Source organism: Streptococcus mitis, assembly GCF_000960005.1.
Taxonomy (GTDB): Bacteria; Bacillota; Bacilli; order Lactobacillales; family Streptococcaceae; genus Streptococcus; species Streptococcus mitis_CK.
This window is the reverse complement of record NZ_JYGP01000002.1, coordinates 306,818-327,343: the sequence shown is the minus strand read 5'-3', so window position 1 is coordinate 327,343 and position 20,526 is coordinate 306,818. Positions and strand designations below refer to the sequence as shown.

The window sequence follows — 20,526 nt, the reverse complement described above, 5'->3', positions numbered from 1 at the left end:
TTGAAATTTTAAAATAGATTATAAAACCTTACTCAAGAAGTCCTTAGTCCGTTGTTCTTGGGTCTGTTCAAAAATCTGCTCAGGTGTCCCATCTTCAACAACCACTCCGTCTGCCATAAAGATGACACGGTCTGCCACCTCACGGGCAAATCCCATTTCATGTGTTACGATAACCATGGTCATTCCTGACTTGGCAAGGTCTTGCATAACAGCCAGTACCTCTCCTACCATCTCAGGGTCCAAGGCTGAGGTTGGCTCGTCAAAGAGCAAAACATCTGGTTCCATAGCCAACCCACGCGCGATGGCAATCCGTTGTTGCTGGCCACCAGACAAACTCTGTGGATAAGCAGTTGCCTTATCTGGCAAACCAACTTTTTCCAAAAGCTCTTGGGCTCTCTTCTCAGCAACTGCCTTGCTTTCACCTTTGGTCTTGATAGGTGACAAGGTAATATTTTCCATCACAGTCATATTAGGAAAGAGGTTAAATTGTTGGAAAACCATGCCCATCTTCTCACGCATGGCAAACAGGTCATTCTTCTTGTCCGTAATATCGACTCCCTCAAAGATAACCTTCCCCTTGGTTGCTTCTTCCAACAAATTCATAGAACGAAGCAAGGTAGATTTCCCGCTCCCTGAAGGACCGATGATAACGACAACTTCTCCTCTTTTAATCTCGAGGTTGATGCCCTTCAATACTTCATTCTTTCCAAAGGATTTATGTAAATTTTCGATTTTTATCAAGGTTTCTGTCATTATTTCTTATCTCCTTGTCCCATACGTTTTTCAAAAGCTTTCAAAGCCACTGTCAAAATAGAAGTCATAATCAAATAGTAAAAGGCTGCAAATAAAAGTGGAGTCAGAGGTAGATAAGTTGTTGTAGAAACTGTTGTAGCCCCATTCCACAACTCCATGACACCAATAGCTGATAAGAGAGAACTATCCTTGATAATAGTGATAAATTCGTTTCCCAATGCTGGCAAGATATTTTTGATAGCTTGTGGCAAAATCACATAGCGCATGGCATTTTTAGGACGGATCCCTAAAGAATAGGCCGCCTCTAGTTGACCTTTTGGAACCGCATTAATCCCAGCCCGAACAGTCTCAGAAACATAAGCACCACTGTTCATTGAGATAATCAAAATCCCTGGAATCAGACGAGAAAGATCAACACCCAAAATCCCGACCTGAATAGTCGGAGCATTGATATGCATAAGAGCAAAGGCAATCATAATCTGAACCATCATCGGTGTCCCACGGAAAATCCAAACGTACAAGTTGGCAAGCCAAACAAGCGGTTTAAACTTTGAACGTTGCCCAAAAGCCAAGACAACACCCAAAATAGTCCCAAAAAAGACAACGCAGATAGAAATGAGAACCGTCACAACAGCCCCATAGTTAAAATAAGGTAAATACTTTGGTAAAAAAGAAAAATTCATAGTCTCACTGCTTTCTAAAATAGAATACTGTATGATTATAACATGAGTTGAATTAAAATTCAAATCTTTTGTCTAATTTATTCAAAAAATCTTTAAGCTGGTAGAATTAGCGAGAAATCTTAGTTTTTTCTAGGCAAGTTGACCTTCTTTATGGTAAAATAGTAACGATAAGAAATGAAGGAGAATCAAAATGGAATCACATTTGGTTAGAATCATCAACCGCCTTGAAGCAATGGCAAAAGACGGCGGAAATTTAAAACGTAATTTTGAACGCGAAGGAGTTGTTGTTGCAGAAGTTGCATACAGCCACGACGAAGAAAACGGATCAATCTTTACCCTTCGTGATGTAGAAGCTCGCGAAACTTATACGTTTGACAGCATTGACTTGATTGCAATGGAGATTTACGAACTCCTTTACTAATACAAAACAAGCTGGGATTGCCCCTGCATGTCTAACCAAAATCCTTTTTGTCTCACAAATAGGATTTTTTTATAACTCAAATTCCCAAAGATTTTCATTGTAACAACTTCTCAAAGCTGCAATCTTTTTACTTGCTTTACACCCCAATCCTGTTATAATGAGAGTATAGAAATTTGACTATTTTTGACCTTTAAACAGGTCAGGCTAAAGAAAGAAATGAGGTAGATGTATGCTTTGTCAAAACTGTAAAATCAATGACTCAACAATTCATCTTTATACCAATCTCAATGGAAAACAAAAACAAATTGACCTCTGTCAAAACTGCTATAAGATTATCAAGACAGATCCTAACAATAGCCTCTTTCAAGGTATGACGGATCTGAACAATCGTGACTTTGATCCTTTCGGCGATTTCTTCAATGACCTAAACAATTTCAGACCTTCTAACAATACTCCTCCAACTCCCCCAACCCAATCAGGTGGAGGCTACGGTGGAAACGGCGGTTATGGCTCCCAAAATCGTGGACCTGCCCAAACTCCGCCTCCAAGCCAAGAAAAAGGCCTACTAGAAGAATTTGGTATCAATGTAACTGAGATTGCTCGTCGTGGCGATATCGACCCCGTTATTGGACGCGATGATGAGATTATCCGTGTCATCGAGATTCTCAATCGCAGAACCAAGAATAATCCTGTTCTTATCGGTGAACCAGGTGTCGGAAAAACTGCCGTTGTCGAAGGTCTAGCTCAGAAAATCGTTGATGGCGATGTTCCACATAAACTACAAGGTAAACAAGTCATCCGTCTGGATGTGGTTAGCCTAGTTCAAGGAACCGGTATCCGTGGACAATTTGAAGAACGCATGCAAAAGCTCATGGAAGAAATTCGCAAACGTGAGGACATCATCCTCTTTATCGATGAAATCCATGAAATTGTCGGTGCAGGTTCTGCAGGCGATGGCAATATGGATGCAGGAAATATCCTCAAGCCAGCCCTTGCTCGTGGGGAACTACAACTGGTCGGTGCTACTACCCTTAATGAATACCGTATCATTGAAAAGGATGCGGCCCTAGAGCGTCGTATGCAACCGGTTAAGGTCGATGAACCAACGGTGGAAGAAACAATCACTATCCTCAAAGGCATTCAAAAGAAATACGAAGACTACCACCACGTTCAATATACCGATGCCGCAATTGAAGCAGCTGCAACTCTTTCCAATCGCTACATACAAGATCGCTTCTTACCTGACAAGGCCATTGACCTCCTAGATGAAGCAGGTTCTAAGATGAACTTAACCTTGAATTTTGTGGATCCTAAAGTGATTGATCAACGCTTGATTGAAGCTGAAAATCTCAAATCTCAAGCTACACGAGAGGAAGATTTTGAAAAAGCTGCCTACTTCCGTGACCAGATTGCTAAATATAAGGAAATGCAAAAGAAAAAGGTCACAGACCAAGATACTCCTATCATCAGTGAGAAAACCATTGAGCACATTATCGAACAGAAAACCAATATCCCTGTTGGAGATTTGAAAGAGAAAGAACAATCTCAACTCATCCATCTAGCTGAAGACCTCAAGTCTCATGTTATTGGACAGGACGATGCTGTCGATAAGATTGCTAAGGCTATTCGCCGTAATCGTGTTGGACTTGGGACGCCTAATCGCCCAATTGGAAGCTTCCTATTTGTCGGACCAACGGGTGTCGGTAAGACAGAACTTTCCAAACAACTAGCCATTGAACTTTTTGGTTCTGCTGACAGCATGATTCGCTTTGACATGAGTGAATACATGGAAAAACACAGCGTTGCTAAGTTAGTCGGTGCCCCTCCAGGTTATGTCGGCTACGATGAAGCTGGGCAATTAACGGAAAAAGTCCGCCGTAATCCCTACTCTCTTATTCTCTTAGATGAAGTAGAAAAAGCCCATCCAGATGTCATGCATATGTTCCTTCAGGTCTTGGACGATGGTCGTTTGACAGATGGACAAGGACGTACCGTTAGCTTCAAGGACGCCATTATTATCATGACCTCAAATGCAGGTACAGGTAAGGCCGAAGCCAGTGTTGGTTTTGGCGCAGCTCGCGAAGGACGTACCAACTCTGTTCTCGGTGAACTCGGTAACTTCTTTAGCCCAGAGTTTATGAACCGTTTTGACGGCATCATCGAGTTCAAAGCTCTCAGCAAGGATAATCTCCTTCAAATCGTCGAGCTCATGCTAGCTGATGTTAATAAGCGCCTCTCCAGCAACAACATTCATTTAGATGTGACAGACAAGGTCAAGGAAAAATTGGTTGACCTCGGTTATGACCCAAAAATGGGAGCTCGCCCACTCCGTCGTACCATTCAAGACTATATCGAGGACGCCATCACTGACTACTACCTTGAAAACCCAAGTGAAAAAGACCTCAAGGCAGTTATGACCAGCAAGGGCAAGATACAAATTAAGTCTGCCAAAAAAGCTGAAGTGAAAACTTCTGAAACAGAAAAATAAATCCTATAGAAAAGGAGTAGAAAATGAAAATTTTCTGCTTCTTTTTACTAAAATAACTATAAATTCTTGACAGCTCGGCCTTTGTCCATTAAGATAATAATAAAGATAATAGATAATGAGGAAAATGCAATGGCAAACCCAACTTTCGGAGAAAAAAAAGCGAATACAGACTATGTTTCTCGTTATGGCGTATATGCTGTTATCCCTGATGCTGAGCGAAAACAAATTGTTCTTGTTCAAGCACCTAATGGTGCTTGGTTCCTACCAGGTGGTGAAATTGAAGCAGGTGAAAACCATCAGGAAGCCCTAAAGCGTGAATTGATTGAAGAACTTGGCTTCACAGCTGAAATTGGTACCTACTATGGACAAGCTGACGAATATTTCTACTCTCGTCACCGTGATACCTACTACTACAATCCTGCCTACCTTTATGAAGCGACTTCCTTCAAAGAAGTACAAAAACCATTAGAAGATTTTAATCATATTGCCTGGTTCCCTATTGACGAGGCTATTGAAAATCTCAAACGTGGTAGTCATAAATGGGCAATCCAATCTTGGAAAAAACAGCATAAGATTGACTAAATCAAGCTACTTTATTTAAAAAGTGCTATAATAGAATTAGAAAATCGGAGGAAATGTTATGAAGCTTATCAATACGACAAACTCACACTCGCAACTTGTAAAAAGCCAGCTAGAGAGTACAGATGCAACCCTTGTTGAAGTTTACTCAGCAGGAAATACAGATGTTATTTTTACCCAAGCTCCGCTTCACTATGAAATCCTCATCTCAAATAAACACCGTGCTATTCGCGAAACCGAAATCGAAGCCATCCAAGAGTTTTTCTTGAAACGTAAAATTGATAAGGACTCTATTGATGAGGCCAATATTAAAACCCTCTATTCAGAAAAATTAATTGGAATTTCGATTCCAACAAAATAACATTTTGGAGAGATTAAAAAGTTTTTTGAACCTTACAGCACAAAACGAGGTTCTCACTTGCTTTTTTAATACTCTCCAATTTTTTATCTTAAAATCCTATCAAACACAGTTTTATAGGTAACTAAGGAGACGAACATGGGAGACATAATATATAGAGAGGCAAGAATTGAGGAGTACGAAAAAATTGGAAAACTATTAGCTAATTCCTTTCTTGACTATCCTTTTTTAACGATTTTAAAAGACGATTTGAAGAAACCTGACTCCTATCCTGCTTTTGTAGAAACATTGCAAATTCTGCTTACTAGAGTCTATATTCAAAAAGGAAACTGTTTGGTTGCGGAACAAGATGGAGAATTACTTGCAGTCGCCCTTTTGCAACAAAAGGATTTCTGTATACTATCCTATCTACGAAATGGCGGAACAAACATTTTTCGCTACATTCGACCACGAAATCTTTTTAAATACTTTGACTTTATAAAACGTTCCAAAAAGCACTTAGAACAAGCAGGAGAGTTTGATTGGTATTTGATGGCTTTAGCTGTTAATACAGCAAGTAAGGGACAGGGAATTGGCAGTACTTTTCTGACACAAGGGATTGAACCTTATGTCAAATCAAAAGGCTGTAAACACTTGGGTTTCATTACCAGCACAGCTAGAAATGCCTCATTCTACGAAAAAAACGATTATGTCCTACTAAACTTTATGGAGATAGAATACGGTTCAAGATCAATTGGTAACTGGGCATTTTTAAAAACAATGAATGAATAAATAAAAAAGATTTGGTGCTGCTTATCACAGAACCAAATCTTTTTTATTATGTTAGAAACGAATCGTCTCACGTGTTTTTTCGTATGAAGTGACAAAACGGTTGGTTACACCTGGTTCTGCAACTTCCAAAGCTTGCGAAATCTTATCAAATGAAGCATGGTAATTAAATTCTTTTTCAAAAATTTCTAATGATTCATTAAAGGCTTCTTGAATTCGTTCATCAAATGAGCGGTAACGGTTCGAATACTGTAGTAATTGTTCTGTCAATGTTGCATATTGAACAATATTATAGGTTTCTTCTTCAAGTGCGTTCATATCATTTGTTGTAATTTCAAGCATCCGGTTCACAGCTTCGATATTAACCCGAGCTTCTTCTAGTTCAGCCATCAATTCTTCAGTATGGTTACTTGCTGTAAAGAACAACTGTAAGAAATTCTGAGGAATACCTGGAAGATTACGTTTTTCCATATATCTCTTAATTGTGTGAAGACGATTAACATAAACATTTGCCTTCTGGCGAGCATTGATATCATCTTTTTCAATCTGAGCAAGACGTTGACTAACCGCAACTTGTTCATCTTCAATTTCCTTCAAAGTCGCTTGTAAGTTTTCCAAGCGATCTTCAAGGAATGAATAAGGTTCAGAATGTTCCTCTTGTTCAGAATTTAATTCCAATACAGATTCTTCTAAAGATTCTAACTCAGCTTGTAATCTATGAACATGACTAACATCCGTTTCAGATAGCAGGTAATTGTTACTCAATCGTTGAATATCTTCCACTAAAACAGCATTACTATCTTTCATGTGTTTCAAATATGTAGGAAGTGTTGCAACTAAGCCTTCTACTACTTTTTGAGCAGCGATTTCTCGTGTAAAGATATCATAGAGTGAATTGATTTCTTCTTGAACTTGAGTATTTTCATACTCAGCATTATCCAACTCTAATTGTGCAATATTTTCGTGGTTTTTCTTCAAAGCTTCATAAAGCAATTGGAAGCGAGATTCAATATCCGTTTCAGCAAAATGATAGTTAGCATCTAAAAGCTTACGGTAACCATCCTCCAAATCATCCAATTGATCAGGTAGCTCTTTAGATAATGTTTTTACAATCGCTGGCAAGCGGTCAACAATGTGACTCAAAGCCAAGATATGATTTTCAGCATTATCCAAAATCACAGCAGCTTCTACTGGGTCACCTGAAGTGTTTAGAGTAACAAACTGAGAAAACTCTGATTGGATATTTTCCAATTGTTTTTCGATTTCAGATAAACCTTGGCCATATTCTTCAGAATGATCAGCCACTCGGTGTTGTAACTCTTCAAACAAGTCCAAGGTATGAAGAACACGTCCACTATTTTTAGACTCTTGTTTCTCCAAATCTGCTAAAGCATTGCGAATTGCTGCAATATCTTCTTCAATCAAGGTAATTTGGCTCTCAATTTGGTCGATTTGATGACTGGCCTTGAAAAAACGGAATGAGTTGTTATAGCCTTCTGCCTCAAAAAGATTATTTTCGATATCGGCAAAAGAGTTAAGAGATAGGTCAACCCATTTTTGATTCCATTCACGGAAAGTCACTTGACTTTGTCCAATCAAATGCATGTTTTTTACAGCTTCAACTTCATCGTTTACTGGAAGATTGTACAGCTCTTCTTTTTTCTCTTCTAAAATTGCTAATTTACTTTCATTGCGTTTTCGTACGTAGATTGCGATAGCATAGGCAATCACTAAGAAAACTGCAACTGCAATTGCAAGATATATTACTAGACTACCAGACATATTAAACTCCTTTTTTACTTGAAACAATCGTAATGATTATATCATATTTTTTAGACCAAGGGAACTACTTCTCCCGATTTTTTAGACATCAAGTGTACTATAGACGGCATTTTCTTCGATAAATTCACGACGAGGCTCTACTCGATCCCCCATCAACATATCAAAGATTTTATCTGCCTCAGCTGCGTCATCCACAGAAACTCTGGCCATCAAGCGATGCTCGGGATCCATTGTTGTTTCCCATAACTGATGATCGTCCATTTCACCAAGACCTTTATACCTCTGAATAGTTGGTTTGACACGACCTTCACTGTGGCGGGCTAAGGCTTCTTGGAGTTTAATTTCTTGGTCTGCTCCTGGCTGGATATATTCTTTAATCTCGCTTCCAACCTTAACACCATAGATTGGTGGTTGGGCGATATAAACATAACCAGCTTCTAGAATTGGTTTCATATAACGATAAATCAAGGTTAAAAGAAGTGTACGAATGTGGGCTCCATCGACATCGGCATCGGTCATCAGAACGAGTTTTTGGTAACGAGCTTTTGAAACATCAAATTCTGCACCAAATCCTGTTCCCATCGCAGTGAAAAGACTACGAATTTCTTCGTTAGCTAGAATCTTATCCATACTTGCCTTTTCAACGTTCAAAATCTTACCGCGAATTGGAAGGATAGCTTGAAATTCACGGTTACGACCAGATTTAGCTGAGCCACCTGCTGAGTCTCCTTCGACGATGAAAAGTTCTGTTTCAGCAGGATTATTTGAAGAACAATCTGCTAGTTTACCTGGAAGGTTGGAAATTTCCAAACCAGATTTTTTACGAGTGACTTCACGCGCACGCTTGGCAGCCACACGAGCTTTAGCAGCCAAAATCCCTTTTTCCACGATACGTTTAGCTATCTGTGGATTTTCCATGAGGAAATCAGAGAAGGCATCACTGAAGAGGCGATTGGTAATCTTGACTACTTCACTATTCCCCAGTTTGGTTTTGGTTTGTCCTTCAAACTGTGGATTTGGGTGTTTAACTGAGATAACTGCAGTTAGTCCTTCACGGACATCTTCTCCTGTTAAGTTGTCTTCATTGTCTTTCAGTAACTTATTCTTACGAGCATAATCGTTGATAACACGTGTCAAGGCTGTACGGAAACCTTGCTCATGCGTTCCACCTTCATGGGTATGAATATTATTGGCGAAACTCATGACATTTTCATGGTAACCTGTTGTGTACTGCATGGCTACTTCAACTGTGATATCATCCATTTCACCATCTGTGTAGATTGGTGTATCAAAGATTACATCCTTGTTCTCGTTGATATATTCAACGTAACTAGCAATCCCACCTTCATAGTGGTAATGCTTAGTTTGTTCTAACCCCTCACGCTTATCTGTGATGGAGATTTGAAGACCACGATTTAGAAAGGCCAACTCTTGAATCCGTTTATTTAATTTATCAAAATCAAAGGTTGTTGTTTCCGTAAAGATTTCTGGGTCTGGTGTGAAGTGAACCGTTGTTCCAGTCCTATCTGTATCCCCAACCACCTCAAGATCAGCAACAACATGACCACGACGGTATTCCTGGTAATGAATCTTACCGTTTTTGTGGACATGAACGTCTAATTGAGTGGAAAGGGCATTAACTACTGATGACCCTACTCCGTGAAGACCACCTGAAACCTTGTATCCGCCACCGCCAAACTTTCCTCCAGCGTGAAGGACAGTAAAGACAGTCTCAACGGCAGGTCGACCTGTTTTTTCCTGAATATCGACGGGGATACCACGCCCATCATCGACAACAGTAATCGAATCATCTGGCTCAATAAAGACTTGAATATGACTGGCAAATCCTGCCAAGGCCTCATCAATTGAGTTATCAACAATTTCCCAGACTAGATGGTGAAGACCTTCTTTTGAGGTTGATCCGATATACATTCCTGGACGCATACGAACAGCCTCTAAGCCCTCTAAAACTTGAATTTGACTGGCATCATATTCTTGTGCCTGCAGATTTTTAATTTCTTCTGTCATCTTATTCCTTTTTCTTACATGTCTAATACTTGTCTTAAATTCACGATACTGGTAAACAAGTGGGTAGCTAGTCCTGCAGCTTGCCCAGCTTCGATATCAATCGGTCGATCACCAATTACAAGACCAGAGTTAATCTGATACTTTTCTCTTAAATAAATCATGGACTCAGGATCTGGTTTTCTCTTAAAGCCTGAGTTAGAAGTCACCACTTCTGTAAAATAAGCTGCTATAGAGGTTTTTTCTAAAATTTCCAAGACCTGATCATTTCGATGAGAGACTAAAAAATGACGGCCACCTTGATTTGAAATATCTTCCAATAAGTCAGAAACTCCATCAAATAAAATCGGGTGTTTAAGCTCTCTGGCTTCATTTTCCTTATACTTTTCTAAAAAATTCTCTAAGTTGGGAGCGAATGTCTCAATCGCAAAATCAGTAGAAACCTTTAAAGCCTGATAGACACTGTCATGGTCTTGTGTGATGCCATACAATGCCAATGTTTCAACAAAGGCAGCTGTTGAAGTTTCGTAATTATCCAGTAAAGTTCCACCTAAATCCCAGATGTAATCGTGATATTTCATACCCTTCATTATAGCATTTTTTTATGAAAAAAGCGATGATTTCCCTGATTTTTCCACATAAAAAAACGAGAGTTTGACTCCCGTTTTACTGATTTTTACCAAAGACATCTCGATAAAGCATTCCTGTTCGTAAAGTCTCTGCGTCTCCTCCTAATTGCTCTACCAACTCGTAGGCAAAAGCAAGGGCTGTTGAAGGGCCTCGACTAGTTGTCAATTGACCATCTACCACTACTGTTTCCTTGACGTAGTGACCATCAAGGATTTGTTCTTGAACGCCGTCATAACAAGTGTACTGCTTGTTTTTCAATAGCCCTGCTTGATTGAGGGCAATTGGCGCAGCACAAATAGCTGCTAGTTTTTTTCCTTCTCGTTCGAAGCTTTGCAATTCTTGAATCAAGACCTGATTATCACGTAAATGTGCAGAACCAGGCATCCCTCCAGGAAGAACAATCATGTCATAGTCTGATAAATCACCATCAAAAACACGATCTGCACTTACTTGGATTGCATGCGAACCCGTCACTTTCTCTTCAAATCCTACCATATCACAAATGATATTTGCCCGACGCAAGACATCTACAACTGTCAAAGCTTCAATTTCTTCAAAGCCCTGAGCTAACATGACTGCTACTTTAACCATGATTTTCTCCTTATTTGATTTGTTTTAATACAACCTTTTTCCGTTTGAATGGAACTTTTCCGCTCTTTTCTTCAGCTAAATTAGTCTGGTAACTCATAGATAAAAGCAAGCCAATACCAATCAAGTTACTGATAATAGCCGATCCACCTTGAGAAATGAAAGGTAGGGGAATCCCCGTCAAAGGAAGCAAACCTGTCACAGCACCGATATTCTCAAAGATATGGAAGAGCAACATCATAATCAAACCTGTGGAAATATAGGTGTAGAACTGGTTATTTGATCTAAGAGTAATCTTCAACATACGGTAAATGAGCATGAGGTAAAGGGCAATAACAAGGACTGAGCCAATAAATCCAAAATCTTCTGCAATAACCGTGAAAATCATATCCGACTCACGAACTGGAATAAGCAGATTCGAAGCATTAAACCCCTGACCAAATAAGCCACCGCTTCCAATGGCAATCTGCCCTTGAGCCTGTTGGTAAGTGGTTGTTTGGGCAAAGTCAAATGGATTAAGCCAAGCCAAGATCCGATTAATTTGGTAGGTCGGCATCCCCAATTGATGGAGAAAAGCCCTTCCGTCCTTGCTGATAAAAATGGCTAAGAATCCAGCAATTCCTGTTACCGCAGTCACAAATACTGGGATAATAATTTTCCAAGAAACTCCTGATAATAAAACAATTCCTGAGAAAATGGCCACAAAAACCAAAGCCGTCCCCAAGTCACTTTGAAGTGCCAAAAGAACTAGTACTGGAATGGTAAAGAGAATCATCCAGAAAATTAACAAAAAGTCCAGCGGAACTGTGCGTCTCCATTCCTTATGTTTTTTGGTAAACTGGACAATGACACGAGCCAGCATGAGGATATAGGATATCTTCATAAATTCTGACGGTTGGAACAAGGTGATTCCATTTACCGAAATCCAGTTTTTAGCACCCGTGGATGCAACCAAGCTCGGATTATAAAAGACAATCGGCAGAACCATGAGTCCCAAGCCTAAAATATATAGAAAAGGGGTCACCTTCCAAAGAAATTCTGTATTAAAGAGCATGACTATAAAACCAATCACAAGTCCCAAGGCGATCCAGGCGACCTGCTGCCCTAAAATGGGCAGAATATTGTTTGGATAATCATGACTAACAGCTATATAAATAGCTACCACACCGATAACCAGTAGGAAAAATACTGGCAGGAGCAAACTATAATCGACTCTAGAGTCGAGAGAACGTTTCATATACACTAACCTTATACTTTCATACAATACTATTTATCAAAGTTCATTTAAAAATTTATCAACAGCCTCATCAACTTCGGATCGAGAGACGGTTTTAACAGTCGCTTCTTTTGCTAGAGATGCTACTATCTGTTTGCCATATCGCTTTCCGACGATTCTCCTATCCAGAATGAGGGTTAAAGAACGTTGGTGTTCACGTCTCATACTTCTTCCCAAAGCCTGTTTTAAACGAATAATAGCCATAGGCAATTGATAATCATAAAAGGCATTTTTCCCTTCTTGAATTAGTTCCTGATTAATCTTTTTCGTCAAGGGATCTTGGGGATTTTGGAAAGGAAGTCTCGGTACAACTTGAATCACAAAAGGATGACTTGAAAAATCAACTCCCTCCCAAAAACTTGCTGCACCAAGCAAGATTTGTTGTTCTCCTTTTTCAAAGCGTTTCTTCAGTTGATGAACATCCCCATTTTTATACTGGGCCAGATGGCTAACTGGAAGTAAATCCGATACTGCTAGAAGCATATCTTTAGCAGTAAAGAGAACCAAAATCGGTTGTTGGAAAACTTGAACATCCATCAGCAAATCAGCTACCTCTTTAGCGTAAACTTCTAAGGAGATTTCTGTTACCAGGGGAAAATCTTTGACCAAGACCACTTCTTGATCCTGTTTTTTATGAGCTTCAATCTTAACAAATTTGGCTTCGGGATAACCTAAAAGGTCTGCCAAAGAAACCCTCTGACTAATCTCAAGAGTAGCCGACACTCCCAAGACTTGACATGAAGCAGGCACTAAAGAAGATAGAAGAATACGACCTGATTTTGTAGAAGAAATCTGAATTTTCTTCTGACTCGTTTCAGTTGCTTCAAGCCAGTAATCACCTTCAGCCGTAAAATAGCGAACCAGTTCCTCAAAGCCTTCTACCTCTAATTCTGAAAAATACTGGTGGAGATTGGCCAGAGAATCCAAGATATTTTTTCGAGATTTTCCAGACTGAAATTGTTCTATCAAGTAGAGACACTCAAAGCGAATACTTTCTAATATTCGTTGTTGAATCCTATTTTCTTCTCCTACTAAAGCCTTATCAACTAAATCAATAATAGACTGGATATCGTAGGTCTGTTGAAGCAGATTTTCTAGAGCCAACAAAACTTTTTGGACTTCATCAATAATCAGTAAACGGTCGCTGATAAATTCAGGATTATCTTCAAGTCTGGTTACAAGATAGGCATGATTGGTCACTAAAAGCTTGCAAGTCTCTGCCCTTTCCTGACTACGTTTCCAGAAATCTTCCGTCACAAATAAGCTCTTGGATGATAAATTTCCATCATGACGAAGGTCTCTTAAAAAATGTTGGTAACGGTAGAGTTGCCCGATTTCATCCAAATCCCCGGTTTCTGTCTCTGTCAACCAGACCAAGAGTTGCATTTTAAAGCGTCTAAATAAGTGATTTTCATCATTTTCCTGCAAGGAACGATAAAAGGCATCCAACTTCAGGTAATTTTGTGGTCCCTTTAAAGAATGAATATCTGTATGGAACACCTCTTTAAGACGTTTACCTTCTTCTTCCATGATTTGATTTTGAAGAATCTTCGTCGGAACGCTAAGGACAATCTGACGATTTTCCACTTGAGATAAAGCGGGTAAGAGATAGCCATAGGTTTTCCCAATCCCTGTCGGCGCTTGAATTAATGATACAGACTCATCCTTCAATAGCAAACCGACCTCTTTAGCAAAACATTCTTGCTCTTCCCTTACTTCAAGGTTCAACAGAGAAATATTCTTAGAAAAATCCTGAGATAATTTTCGTGGCTTCAGGGGAGCTGCAATTTTCTTGAAATATATCCCTTGAACTTCAAATAGATCTGGAGAAGTCAGGATAGATTGGTTTCGATAAATTTCTTCAATAACCAGGTAGGACTCATATAAGAGAGCGTCTGCCATTTCCAGCAAGCGTTCCAAGAGCCCTTTAGGAAGTTGGGCCATCTTTTCTCGTAGAAAAAGTAGTAATTCCGCAGTGGCTTGGGCATCTGAAAGGGCTGTGTGGGCGTGTTTTAGAGGGATTCCTAATTCTTGACACAAAATCGGCAAACTATATTTTTCCAGTTCTGGGAAAAAGACTTGGGCCAATTCGACCGTGTCAACACGAGGATTTCTTAGTTCATAGCCTTCTAAAAATAAATTTTCCGCCAAAAGATTGGCATCAAACTGAACATTGTGGGCTACAAAAATCCCATCCTCCACCAAGTCAAAGATTTTTCTGGCAACTTGCGAAAAATCAGGTGCTTGCGCCAGACGTTGGTCAGTCAATCCTGTCAGTTCTTTGATATGAGCATCCAAAGGTTCATGTGGATTGACATCCGTCGTATAGTGATCGACGATTTTTCCATCCTCAATCACAACAATTCCCACTTGGATAATTTTAGCCTTACTACCTGTGCTAGTTGCCTCTAAATCCACCACAACATAGCGATTACCAATCGTTTTCATTATAAAAAATTATACCAAAAAAAGGGCCATTTGGCACCTGCAAACATGGAATAATTTTCAAACTCAAGAAGGTTACTTTTCTTAAAAATCCCGGCAAACAGAGCATCCTAGCCTACTTATTTTTTGAAAATATTGGAGAATAAGAAAAATTGAGAGAAGAAATGTTTGCATCTTCCCTCTCTCAACGAATCATTTACTTTATTTAACCATGTCAGGATCGTAGTCATAAAATCCTGTATCAAGGAAACGGTTTTTAGGGTGAAGTTTACGAACTTCTTCATCCAGCAAGAAAGCTTGGTCATGGCTAAAGTTACCCTCTTGAATCAAGCTACGCGCTTGGATAAAGAGTTTTGTAATCTCAACAAAGTTCTGACCTGGAGTGTAGAGCCCTTCTAGTTTCCAGTGAGTGAAACCATGCTCCACCAATTCTGTCAATTTGGTCATCAAATCAAGGTCATTGTTGGCAAAAATATGGGTTCCATGATTGTCTTCAAAAATGGAATAGTGACTCTCTGGATCACTTGGCTCAGCCAAGAAAAGGTCACGCTTACGGGTCTTTTCATCATCGATGTGCGTAAAGTTATAGTAATTTTGCAAGAGTGGACGTTTAGAATGGTGAATAACACTAGCTCCGTAAACCAAAACTTCAGCAGGAATTTCCAAAATCTCTGGCATTTTGAAGAGTTCAGCTGATGGAATTTCACGCGCCAAAACAGCCTCAGATGCGCCAGCCTTTTGTCCCCAGAAGTTAATCTGGCGACTGCTAGTTACCATAGTCGAAGCATCGTAGATTGTCTTAAATGAATAACCATCGCGATTGACCACATAAAAGACACCTGCATCCCCAATCGTAATGTAGTCTGTCTTGATTTCTTCCAAGAAATCTAAGAAAGGCTTGATACGGTCCATCATATCTTGGTGCATGAGGGCGTTAACCGCAACGATCAATTCCTTACCAGTATCATGCACCAGATTAGCGATTTCACGCAATTCGTCATAACTAAAGGTCGTTGGCAGACGAAGGCCAAAATCTTTCTCACCGACATAGATCCGGTCTACGCCAGCTTCGAGCAGTTGTTCAACTTGTTCAATACTTTCAGCAGTTGCTGTAATGATAATCTTTTCCATAAGAAAAATTATACCACATTTCTGGAAAATCAGCTATGAATACTGGGAGTTTTACAAAAAGTCAGTCTTATTTTTAAATTTTGAAATTAAAAAGTGAACAGTATCCAACACCGTTCACTCTCTTTTTATGCATGTGTTTCTTCAACTAGGTGACCATCATTCATGACATAAATACGGTCAACCTTATCAAGAAGGCGTGTATCATGTGTAATCATGACAACTCCTCTACCTTGTTCGTGGGCAATGGCAGCCAACATCTCCGTTACTTGATAGGCCCGCTCTGTATCAAGACTAGCTGTTGGCTCATCTGCAAGAACGATGCTCGGATTGTTATAAAGCGCTCTAGCAATCGCAGCTCGTTGACGTTCTCCACCTGACAATGCCTTGGGATACTGATCTTGTACTTTTTCCAAATCCAACAAATCAAAGAGCTCTTTTCGATCACTTTTACTATTTTTTCCCTTATCTAGTCTGTCAATCAAATCCAGCTGTTCCTTGACCGTAAGAAATGGAATTAAGTTTGAAGCCTGAAGAATAAAGCCAAACTCTCTAAAACGGAGGTCTGTTTTCTCCTTCTCCGTCAAACTGCCTGTTTCCTTCCCCTTAACTAAAATCTTTCCACTCGATGCTTCCTGAAGTTGTCCTAGAGTCGTTAGAAAGGTTGTCTTTCCAGAACCTGAAGGCCCAACGATAGCTACGAACTCTCCCGCATTTAGATGAAAATTCGTCTCATGTAGAGCTATGACTTTCATCTTTCCTTCCCCGTAAGTTTTTGTCACTTGAGTCATTTCAATCAATGCTGTCATACTATTCTCCTTATCATTCTGCAATCGCAGTAATCGGGTCCACCTTTAGCAAGCGTGGAAGTAAAATGACACCACCTAGCATGGCCATCAAACAAATCACCAAGCTTAGGACAGAATAGGCTAACCAACTTGGGTAGAAAAAGAAGGTAGCTGGCAAGACTAAAATCACTCCTCCAACAGCCAGCAAGGCTAAAGCAATCCCCATACCAGCTAGGAAGAAGATTTGACAGAAAAGAGACCATACAATGGTTTTGATCTGTATTCCCTGAGCCCGCATTATTCCATAAAGTCCTAGTTTTTGTATCGTAATGATATAAACAAATATACCCACAATCAAGCCTGTGATAACAATCATAGCAAGAATCATCCCTGAAAATACATTAACCTGAGGTGTGTAACCAGGAATTTTCGATATCATTTTTGGAATAGAAATCTGTTTCAGTCCATCGCCAGCCACTTCTATATCATTTTTCAATACCAAGGCAGAGATGGATTTATTAGATTTTAAAGTTCCTTGTAAGGTCCAATAAGTTGTCAAACTCGTAAAGACAACTGGTTCAGTAAAAAACTTATTTCCTTTAGTCAGCCCTACAATCTTGTAACTTACTTCGCTTCCATTGAGCTGAATGGCATCACCCAACTTCATTCCATAGTTTTCAAAGGACTGATCAACGACCACCTCATCATCCCCTTCAGGATAACGGCCCTCCGTCAAACTAGGAGAGATAAAAGCGTCCCACTCTTGAGCAAAGATGGAAACATTGACCTTTTCACTATCATCGACTAGATTGGTCACAGCGAACATATAACCCAGTGGAGCTGCCTCTTTAGAACTCTTATCCTTGTAGTCCTTTTCAGGAATAAAGGATGCTGTCAAATTATCATTTGCGTAGTCAGATAAAACTACACCCGTCGCTTGCCAATTATCAATAGCTGCCCGGTTGTTTCGCACAAGACCAAGAGCTAGACTGGTTATAAAAAAGACCATAAAAGCGATAAGAAAAATGGTAGTTAGAATCAAACTATATCGAAGTTTGTTTCGTAATATTTCTTTGATAGCAAGATACATGCTTATCTCCTTTAACTTTTCCAAGAGGTATCGATTAGACACCCCACTACTATAAAAATAGGAGACAGAAAATCTGTCTCTGTATTCAAAACAAATCTCACTAATCAAATTAAATAAAATCAAGAAAATAAGGAAAGAAATTTTCGTAAAAAAGAATCATTTGGTAGCTCTATTTCCTTGCTAATATAAGCAATTATGAATATTAATAAGTATTTGGTGTCCATCCATCCTATCATTTTCACATTATGGTGTCAAGAAAAGTGATTTTGAAAAAGGACTTTATTCTTTTTGTAACCTTTCTGTAATAATTCTCTGCTGAAAAAATGATAAAATAGGTATGTACTGTTAAGGAGAGAATAATGCCCGTAAGAAAATTACAATCCTATGAGGTAGACTATCAAGAAGAATTAAGCCAACAGGTTCCTCGCTATCAAGATTATACACCTGAAGCGCAATCTGATGCCAATCTCAAGGAAATCCTATTTTTTGTTAATATCGCTGTTTTTTGTATCTGTATTGCTATCTTTAGTTTTATCTTTTTAGCATTAAAATTATCAACTGCTCTTGCCTTTGCCGCAGCAATCGGATCTAGCTTACTTGTTTTAAAAGTTCAACGGTCTATTATCAAACGAAAACGTAGAAGATAAATCCAAAATATCGCTCCAGCTGGAGCGATATTTTTATTTTTTCTTTTTAGATGGTGTGTGGATGGCAATCTTCACTTCAAAGATTGTTCCCTTTGGTTTATTATCTTTAACAGTAATGGTTCCTTTTAGCGCATCTACAATTTGCTTGGCTAAGGATAATCCTAAACCAAAACCACCTTTTTGGCGTGTTCTAGCCTTGTCTACTCGATAAAAACGATCAAAAATTTTCTTCTTATCTTCTGCTGAAATACCGACTCCATTATCGGAAACTAGCAAATACAGATTGCGATCGGTCGCTGAAATCATAAAATCAATTTCACCATCCTCCTCAGTATATTTGATAGCATTATCAAACAGGATGGTCATCAATTGTTTCAAAAGAAGCTGATCTGTGACAATCGTTCTATGAATGCGATTTTCAAAACGGAAGACACGGTCATTTTCAGAAGCAATCATCTCATAGTTTGTGAAAGTCGTATTGAAAAAACTAGTTGGAACTTCTGCAAGTTCCGGCTTAATTCCATCATCTCTACGAGCTAAATTCAGCAAGTTTGTCGTCAAAAAACGCATATTTCGGACTTCTTCCAAACTCGATGCAATGCTTTCACTCACATCCATAATGGTAGCTTCTGGCTTCCGGAAAAGGGTCTCTAAACGATTTTGCAAAACTGCAAGTGGAGTTCGTAACTCATGACTGGCATTTTCCACAAAGGACTGCTGCTTCTGCATGCTCTCAAGCAGAGGACGAACACTGACCCTAGCTAGATAGAGACTGGCAATCAAAGACAAAATCCAGAAACTTGCCATCACAATCACAATCAATTGCTCATGCTTTTGACTGGCTTGCTCCAACTGACTGGTATTAATCAAGACAGCAGCATACTTGATATTGGTTGAAACCGAACTGATATTGGTTTCCATCAAAATCATGCGATAGATTTCTTCCTGTCCATAGCTATTAAAAACCTGAATCTGATAAATATGGCCTAGCTCTTTTTTCTCTAACTTAATCTTATCCAATCCCAAAAATCGATTTCCAGAAAGGAGCTGGGTAAAATTCTTATCAAAAAGAATAACCTCCGTGTTGGAACTGACATTGGGTTTTATCTCAGTCTTGCTAGTATCTGTAGCGGCATTCTCTAAATCTTTAATCTCTTCTGTTGCCCTATTTACCGCAAGCTGAATAACCGCCTGAGGATTGTTACTCAGTCCATGAAGCGTATCATCCACCGAAGTATAGAGACTCGAATGCATGACCTGCAAAATAATCAAGGTCATGGTAGAGAAAATCAGGGTGAAGACACCAAAGTTGCGGATAAAGTAACTAAAGTCATCCGCATACCATGTTTTTTTTAGTTTACTGAACATCTTTTAAAATATACCCAACACTACGCAAGGTTTGCAAATTCTCTGCAAAAGTGGTTCCTTTTAATTTCTTACGGACTTTTGAAACATAGACTTCAACAACCGAAATCGTTGTATCACTATCAAATCCCCATAGACGATCAAAAATCTGAGTCTTGGGCAAAATAACATTTTGATTTTGGAGGAAATAAACTAGTAAATCAAACTCTTTCCCCAGCAATTCGACGGGAGTATCTTCGACTTTAACGGTATTGGTTGACAGATTAACCACAATATTTCCATAAGTCAAGGTATTTTCATTAAACTTACCTGAACGTTTGAGAAGGGCCTGAATCCGCATTTTGAGTTCTTCTAGGTAGAAAGGCTTGGTCAGGTAATCATCTGCTCCTAGTTCAAATCCATGTCCCTTATCATCCAAGCTTTCCTTGGCAGTCATGATCAGAACTGGAGTCGTAATCCCCTTTTCGCGCAATTCTTTCAAGACTTGGAAGCCATTTTTTTCAGGCAACATCAAATCGAGCAAAATCAAATCATAGACGCCACTTTCAGCTTCGTAGAGACCTTCTTCTCCATCAAATACCTGCATGACATCCGCAAAATCGTCTAAAAAGTCAAATACTGAATTTGACAGGCCTAGGTCATCCTCAACCAATAAGATTTTTATCATGAGAAACTCCTCCTTATTAAAACCATTATACCAAATTTGCCTTAA

The 20,526-nt window shown here is 39.2% G+C and carries 19 protein-coding genes; 6 read left to right on the top strand and 13 right to left on the bottom strand.

From position 1 onward, the window contains the following. Positions 1–18 precede the first annotated feature (18 nt). Complete coding sequence (locus TZ90_RS02970) at positions 19–753, bottom strand: amino acid ABC transporter ATP-binding protein (protein WP_000140955.1); 735 nt, start codon at positions 751–753, stop codon at positions 19–21. Next, entirely contained in the window at positions 753–1,436 is a 684-nt protein-coding gene (locus TZ90_RS02965; protein ID WP_001011639.1) for an amino acid ABC transporter permease, read from the bottom strand. The genes TZ90_RS02970 and TZ90_RS02965 overlap by 1 nt, the downstream gene beginning before the upstream one ends. A 190-nt stretch (positions 1,437–1,626) precedes the next feature. Between TZ90_RS02965 and TZ90_RS02960 the strand changes: the two genes are divergently transcribed. From TZ90_RS02960 to TZ90_RS02940, 5 genes are all read left to right on the top strand, one after another. Continuing rightward, complete coding sequence (locus TZ90_RS02960; protein WP_000443570.1) at positions 1,627–1,857, top strand: DUF1797 family protein; 231 nt, start codon at positions 1,627–1,629, stop codon at positions 1,855–1,857. Between the two features lie 229 nt (positions 1,858–2,086). Beyond that, positions 2,087–4,345 (top strand): ATP-dependent Clp protease ATP-binding subunit, encoded by a 2,259-nt coding sequence (locus tag TZ90_RS02955; protein WP_045611384.1) that lies wholly within the window; start codon positions 2,087–2,089, stop codon positions 4,343–4,345. A 129-nt stretch (positions 4,346–4,474) separates the two neighbouring features. Then, positions 4,475–4,927 carry an NUDIX hydrolase gene (locus TZ90_RS02950; RefSeq protein WP_045611382.1) on the top strand — a complete coding sequence of 151 codons (453 nt, stop codon included), beginning with the start codon at positions 4,475–4,477 and terminating at the stop codon, positions 4,925–4,927. A gap of 58 nt (positions 4,928–4,985) precedes the next feature. After that, positions 4,986–5,285, top strand: a complete 300-nt coding sequence (locus TZ90_RS02945) for a DUF1827 family protein (RefSeq protein WP_000767198.1) — start codon at positions 4,986–4,988, stop codon at positions 5,283–5,285. A 135-nt stretch (positions 5,286–5,420) separates the two neighbouring features. Then, on the top strand, positions 5,421–6,053 hold the full coding sequence (locus TZ90_RS02940) for a GNAT family N-acetyltransferase (RefSeq protein WP_045611380.1): 633 nt from the start codon (positions 5,421–5,423) through the stop codon (positions 6,051–6,053). 51 nt (positions 6,054–6,104) lie between these two features. On the opposite strand, the gene ezrA is transcribed toward TZ90_RS02940, so the two are convergent. From ezrA to TZ90_RS02895, 9 genes are all read right to left on the bottom strand, one after another. Then, positions 6,105–7,832, bottom strand: a complete 1,728-nt coding sequence (ezrA, locus tag TZ90_RS02935) for a septation ring formation regulator EzrA (RefSeq protein WP_045611379.1) — start codon at positions 7,830–7,832, stop codon at positions 6,105–6,107. Positions 7,833–7,913: 81 nt separating this feature from the next. After that, positions 7,914–9,860 carry a DNA topoisomerase (ATP-hydrolyzing) subunit B gene (gyrB, locus tag TZ90_RS02930; RefSeq protein ID WP_045611377.1) on the bottom strand — a complete coding sequence of 649 codons (1,947 nt, stop codon included), beginning with the start codon at positions 9,858–9,860 and terminating at the stop codon, positions 7,914–7,916. Between the two features lie 14 nt (positions 9,861–9,874). Further along, positions 9,875–10,438 (bottom strand): HAD family hydrolase, encoded by a 564-nt coding sequence (locus tag TZ90_RS02925; protein ID WP_045612540.1) that lies wholly within the window; start codon positions 10,436–10,438, stop codon positions 9,875–9,877. An 85-nt stretch (positions 10,439–10,523) separates the two neighbouring features. Continuing rightward, positions 10,524–11,078, bottom strand: coding sequence for a DJ-1 family glyoxalase III (locus tag TZ90_RS02920; protein WP_045611376.1), 555 nt, complete (start codon positions 11,076–11,078; stop codon positions 10,524–10,526). 10 nt (positions 11,079–11,088) lie between these two features. After that, positions 11,089–12,312 (bottom strand): FtsW/RodA/SpoVE family cell cycle protein, encoded by a 1,224-nt coding sequence (locus tag TZ90_RS02915; RefSeq protein WP_045611374.1) that lies wholly within the window; start codon positions 12,310–12,312, stop codon positions 11,089–11,091. Between the two features lie 36 nt (positions 12,313–12,348). Further along, positions 12,349–14,799: a bifunctional DnaQ family exonuclease/ATP-dependent helicase gene (locus TZ90_RS02910; RefSeq protein ID WP_045611373.1), complete on the bottom strand. Its 2,451-nt coding sequence runs from the start codon at positions 14,797–14,799 to the stop codon at positions 12,349–12,351. Between the two features lie 198 nt (positions 14,800–14,997). Further along, positions 14,998–15,927 carry a peptidase U32 family protein gene (locus TZ90_RS02905; protein ID WP_045611371.1) on the bottom strand — a complete coding sequence of 310 codons (930 nt, stop codon included), beginning with the start codon at positions 15,925–15,927 and terminating at the stop codon, positions 14,998–15,000. A 125-nt stretch (positions 15,928–16,052) separates the two neighbouring features. Further along, the gene (locus TZ90_RS02900; protein ID WP_045611369.1) at positions 16,053–16,733 is read right to left on the bottom strand and encodes an ABC transporter ATP-binding protein; all 681 of its coding nucleotides are present in this window, start codon (positions 16,731–16,733) and stop codon (positions 16,053–16,055) included. Positions 16,734–16,746: 13 nt separating this feature from the next. Further along, the gene (locus TZ90_RS02895; RefSeq protein ID WP_045611368.1) at positions 16,747–17,802 is read right to left on the bottom strand and encodes an ABC transporter permease; all 1,056 of its coding nucleotides are present in this window, start codon (positions 17,800–17,802) and stop codon (positions 16,747–16,749) included. A 359-nt stretch (positions 17,803–18,161) separates the two neighbouring features. On the opposite strand from TZ90_RS02895, the gene TZ90_RS02890 reads away from it, so the two are divergent. Beyond that, the gene (locus tag TZ90_RS02890) at positions 18,162–18,449 is read left to right on the top strand and encodes a DUF3270 domain-containing protein (protein ID WP_004256528.1); all 288 of its coding nucleotides are present in this window, start codon (positions 18,162–18,164) and stop codon (positions 18,447–18,449) included. 33 nt (positions 18,450–18,482) lie between these two features. Here TZ90_RS02890 and ciaH read toward each other — a convergent pair whose 3' ends face one another. Next, entirely contained in the window at positions 18,483–19,817 is a 1,335-nt protein-coding gene (gene ciaH, locus TZ90_RS02885) for a two-component system sensor histidine kinase CiaH (protein WP_045611367.1), read from the bottom strand. Further along, complete coding sequence (ciaR, locus tag TZ90_RS02880; RefSeq protein WP_000590639.1) at positions 19,807–20,481, bottom strand: two-component system response regulator CiaR; 675 nt, start codon at positions 20,479–20,481, stop codon at positions 19,807–19,809. The genes ciaH and ciaR overlap by 11 nt, the downstream gene beginning before the upstream one ends. Positions 20,482–20,526 lie beyond the last annotated feature (45 nt).

Bases quoted from the DNA above. Each gene is read 5' to 3' on its own strand.
- ciaR (WP_000590639.1), bottom strand. From the start codon at position 20,481: ATGATAAAAATCTTATTGGTTGAGGATGACCTAGGCCTGTCAAATTCA.
- ciaH (WP_045611367.1), bottom strand. From the start codon at position 19,817: ATGTTCAGTAAACTAAAAAAAACATGGTATGCGGATGACTTTAGTTAC.
- ezrA (WP_045611379.1), bottom strand. From the start codon at position 7,832: ATGTCTGGTAGTCTAGTAATATATCTTGCAATTGCAGTTGCAGTTTTC.
- TZ90_RS02955 (WP_045611384.1), top strand. From the start codon at position 2,087: ATGCTTTGTCAAAACTGTAAAATCAATGACTCAACAATTCATCTTTAT.
- TZ90_RS02915 (WP_045611374.1), bottom strand. From the start codon at position 12,312: ATGAAACGTTCTCTCGACTCTAGAGTCGATTATAGTTTGCTCCTGCCA.
- TZ90_RS02925 (WP_045612540.1), bottom strand. From the start codon at position 10,438: ATGAAATATCACGATTACATCTGGGATTTAGGTGGAACTTTACTGGAT.
- TZ90_RS02945 (WP_000767198.1), top strand. From the start codon at position 4,986: ATGAAGCTTATCAATACGACAAACTCACACTCGCAACTTGTAAAAAGC.
- TZ90_RS02905 (WP_045611371.1), bottom strand. From the start codon at position 15,927: ATGGAAAAGATTATCATTACAGCAACTGCTGAAAGTATTGAACAAGTT.
- gyrB (WP_045611377.1), bottom strand. From the start codon at position 9,860: ATGACAGAAGAAATTAAAAATCTGCAGGCACAAGAATATGATGCCAGT.
- TZ90_RS02970 (WP_000140955.1), bottom strand. From the start codon at position 753: ATGACAGAAACCTTGATAAAAATCGAAAATTTACATAAATCCTTTGGA.
- TZ90_RS02940 (WP_045611380.1), top strand. From the start codon at position 5,421: ATGGGAGACATAATATATAGAGAGGCAAGAATTGAGGAGTACGAAAAA.
- TZ90_RS02910 (WP_045611373.1), bottom strand. From the start codon at position 14,799: ATGAAAACGATTGGTAATCGCTATGTTGTGGTGGATTTAGAGGCAACT.
- TZ90_RS02960 (WP_000443570.1), top strand. From the start codon at position 1,627: ATGGAATCACATTTGGTTAGAATCATCAACCGCCTTGAAGCAATGGCA.
- TZ90_RS02920 (WP_045611376.1), bottom strand. From the start codon at position 11,078: ATGGTTAAAGTAGCAGTCATGTTAGCTCAGGGCTTTGAAGAAATTGAA.
- TZ90_RS02895 (WP_045611368.1), bottom strand. From the start codon at position 17,802: ATGTATCTTGCTATCAAAGAAATATTACGAAACAAACTTCGATATAGT.
- TZ90_RS02890 (WP_004256528.1), top strand. From the start codon at position 18,162: ATGCCCGTAAGAAAATTACAATCCTATGAGGTAGACTATCAAGAAGAA.
- TZ90_RS02965 (WP_001011639.1), bottom strand. From the start codon at position 1,436: ATGAATTTTTCTTTTTTACCAAAGTATTTACCTTATTTTAACTATGGG.
- TZ90_RS02900 (WP_045611369.1), bottom strand. From the start codon at position 16,733: ATGACAGCATTGATTGAAATGACTCAAGTGACAAAAACTTACGGGGAA.
- TZ90_RS02950 (WP_045611382.1), top strand. From the start codon at position 4,475: ATGGCAAACCCAACTTTCGGAGAAAAAAAAGCGAATACAGACTATGTT.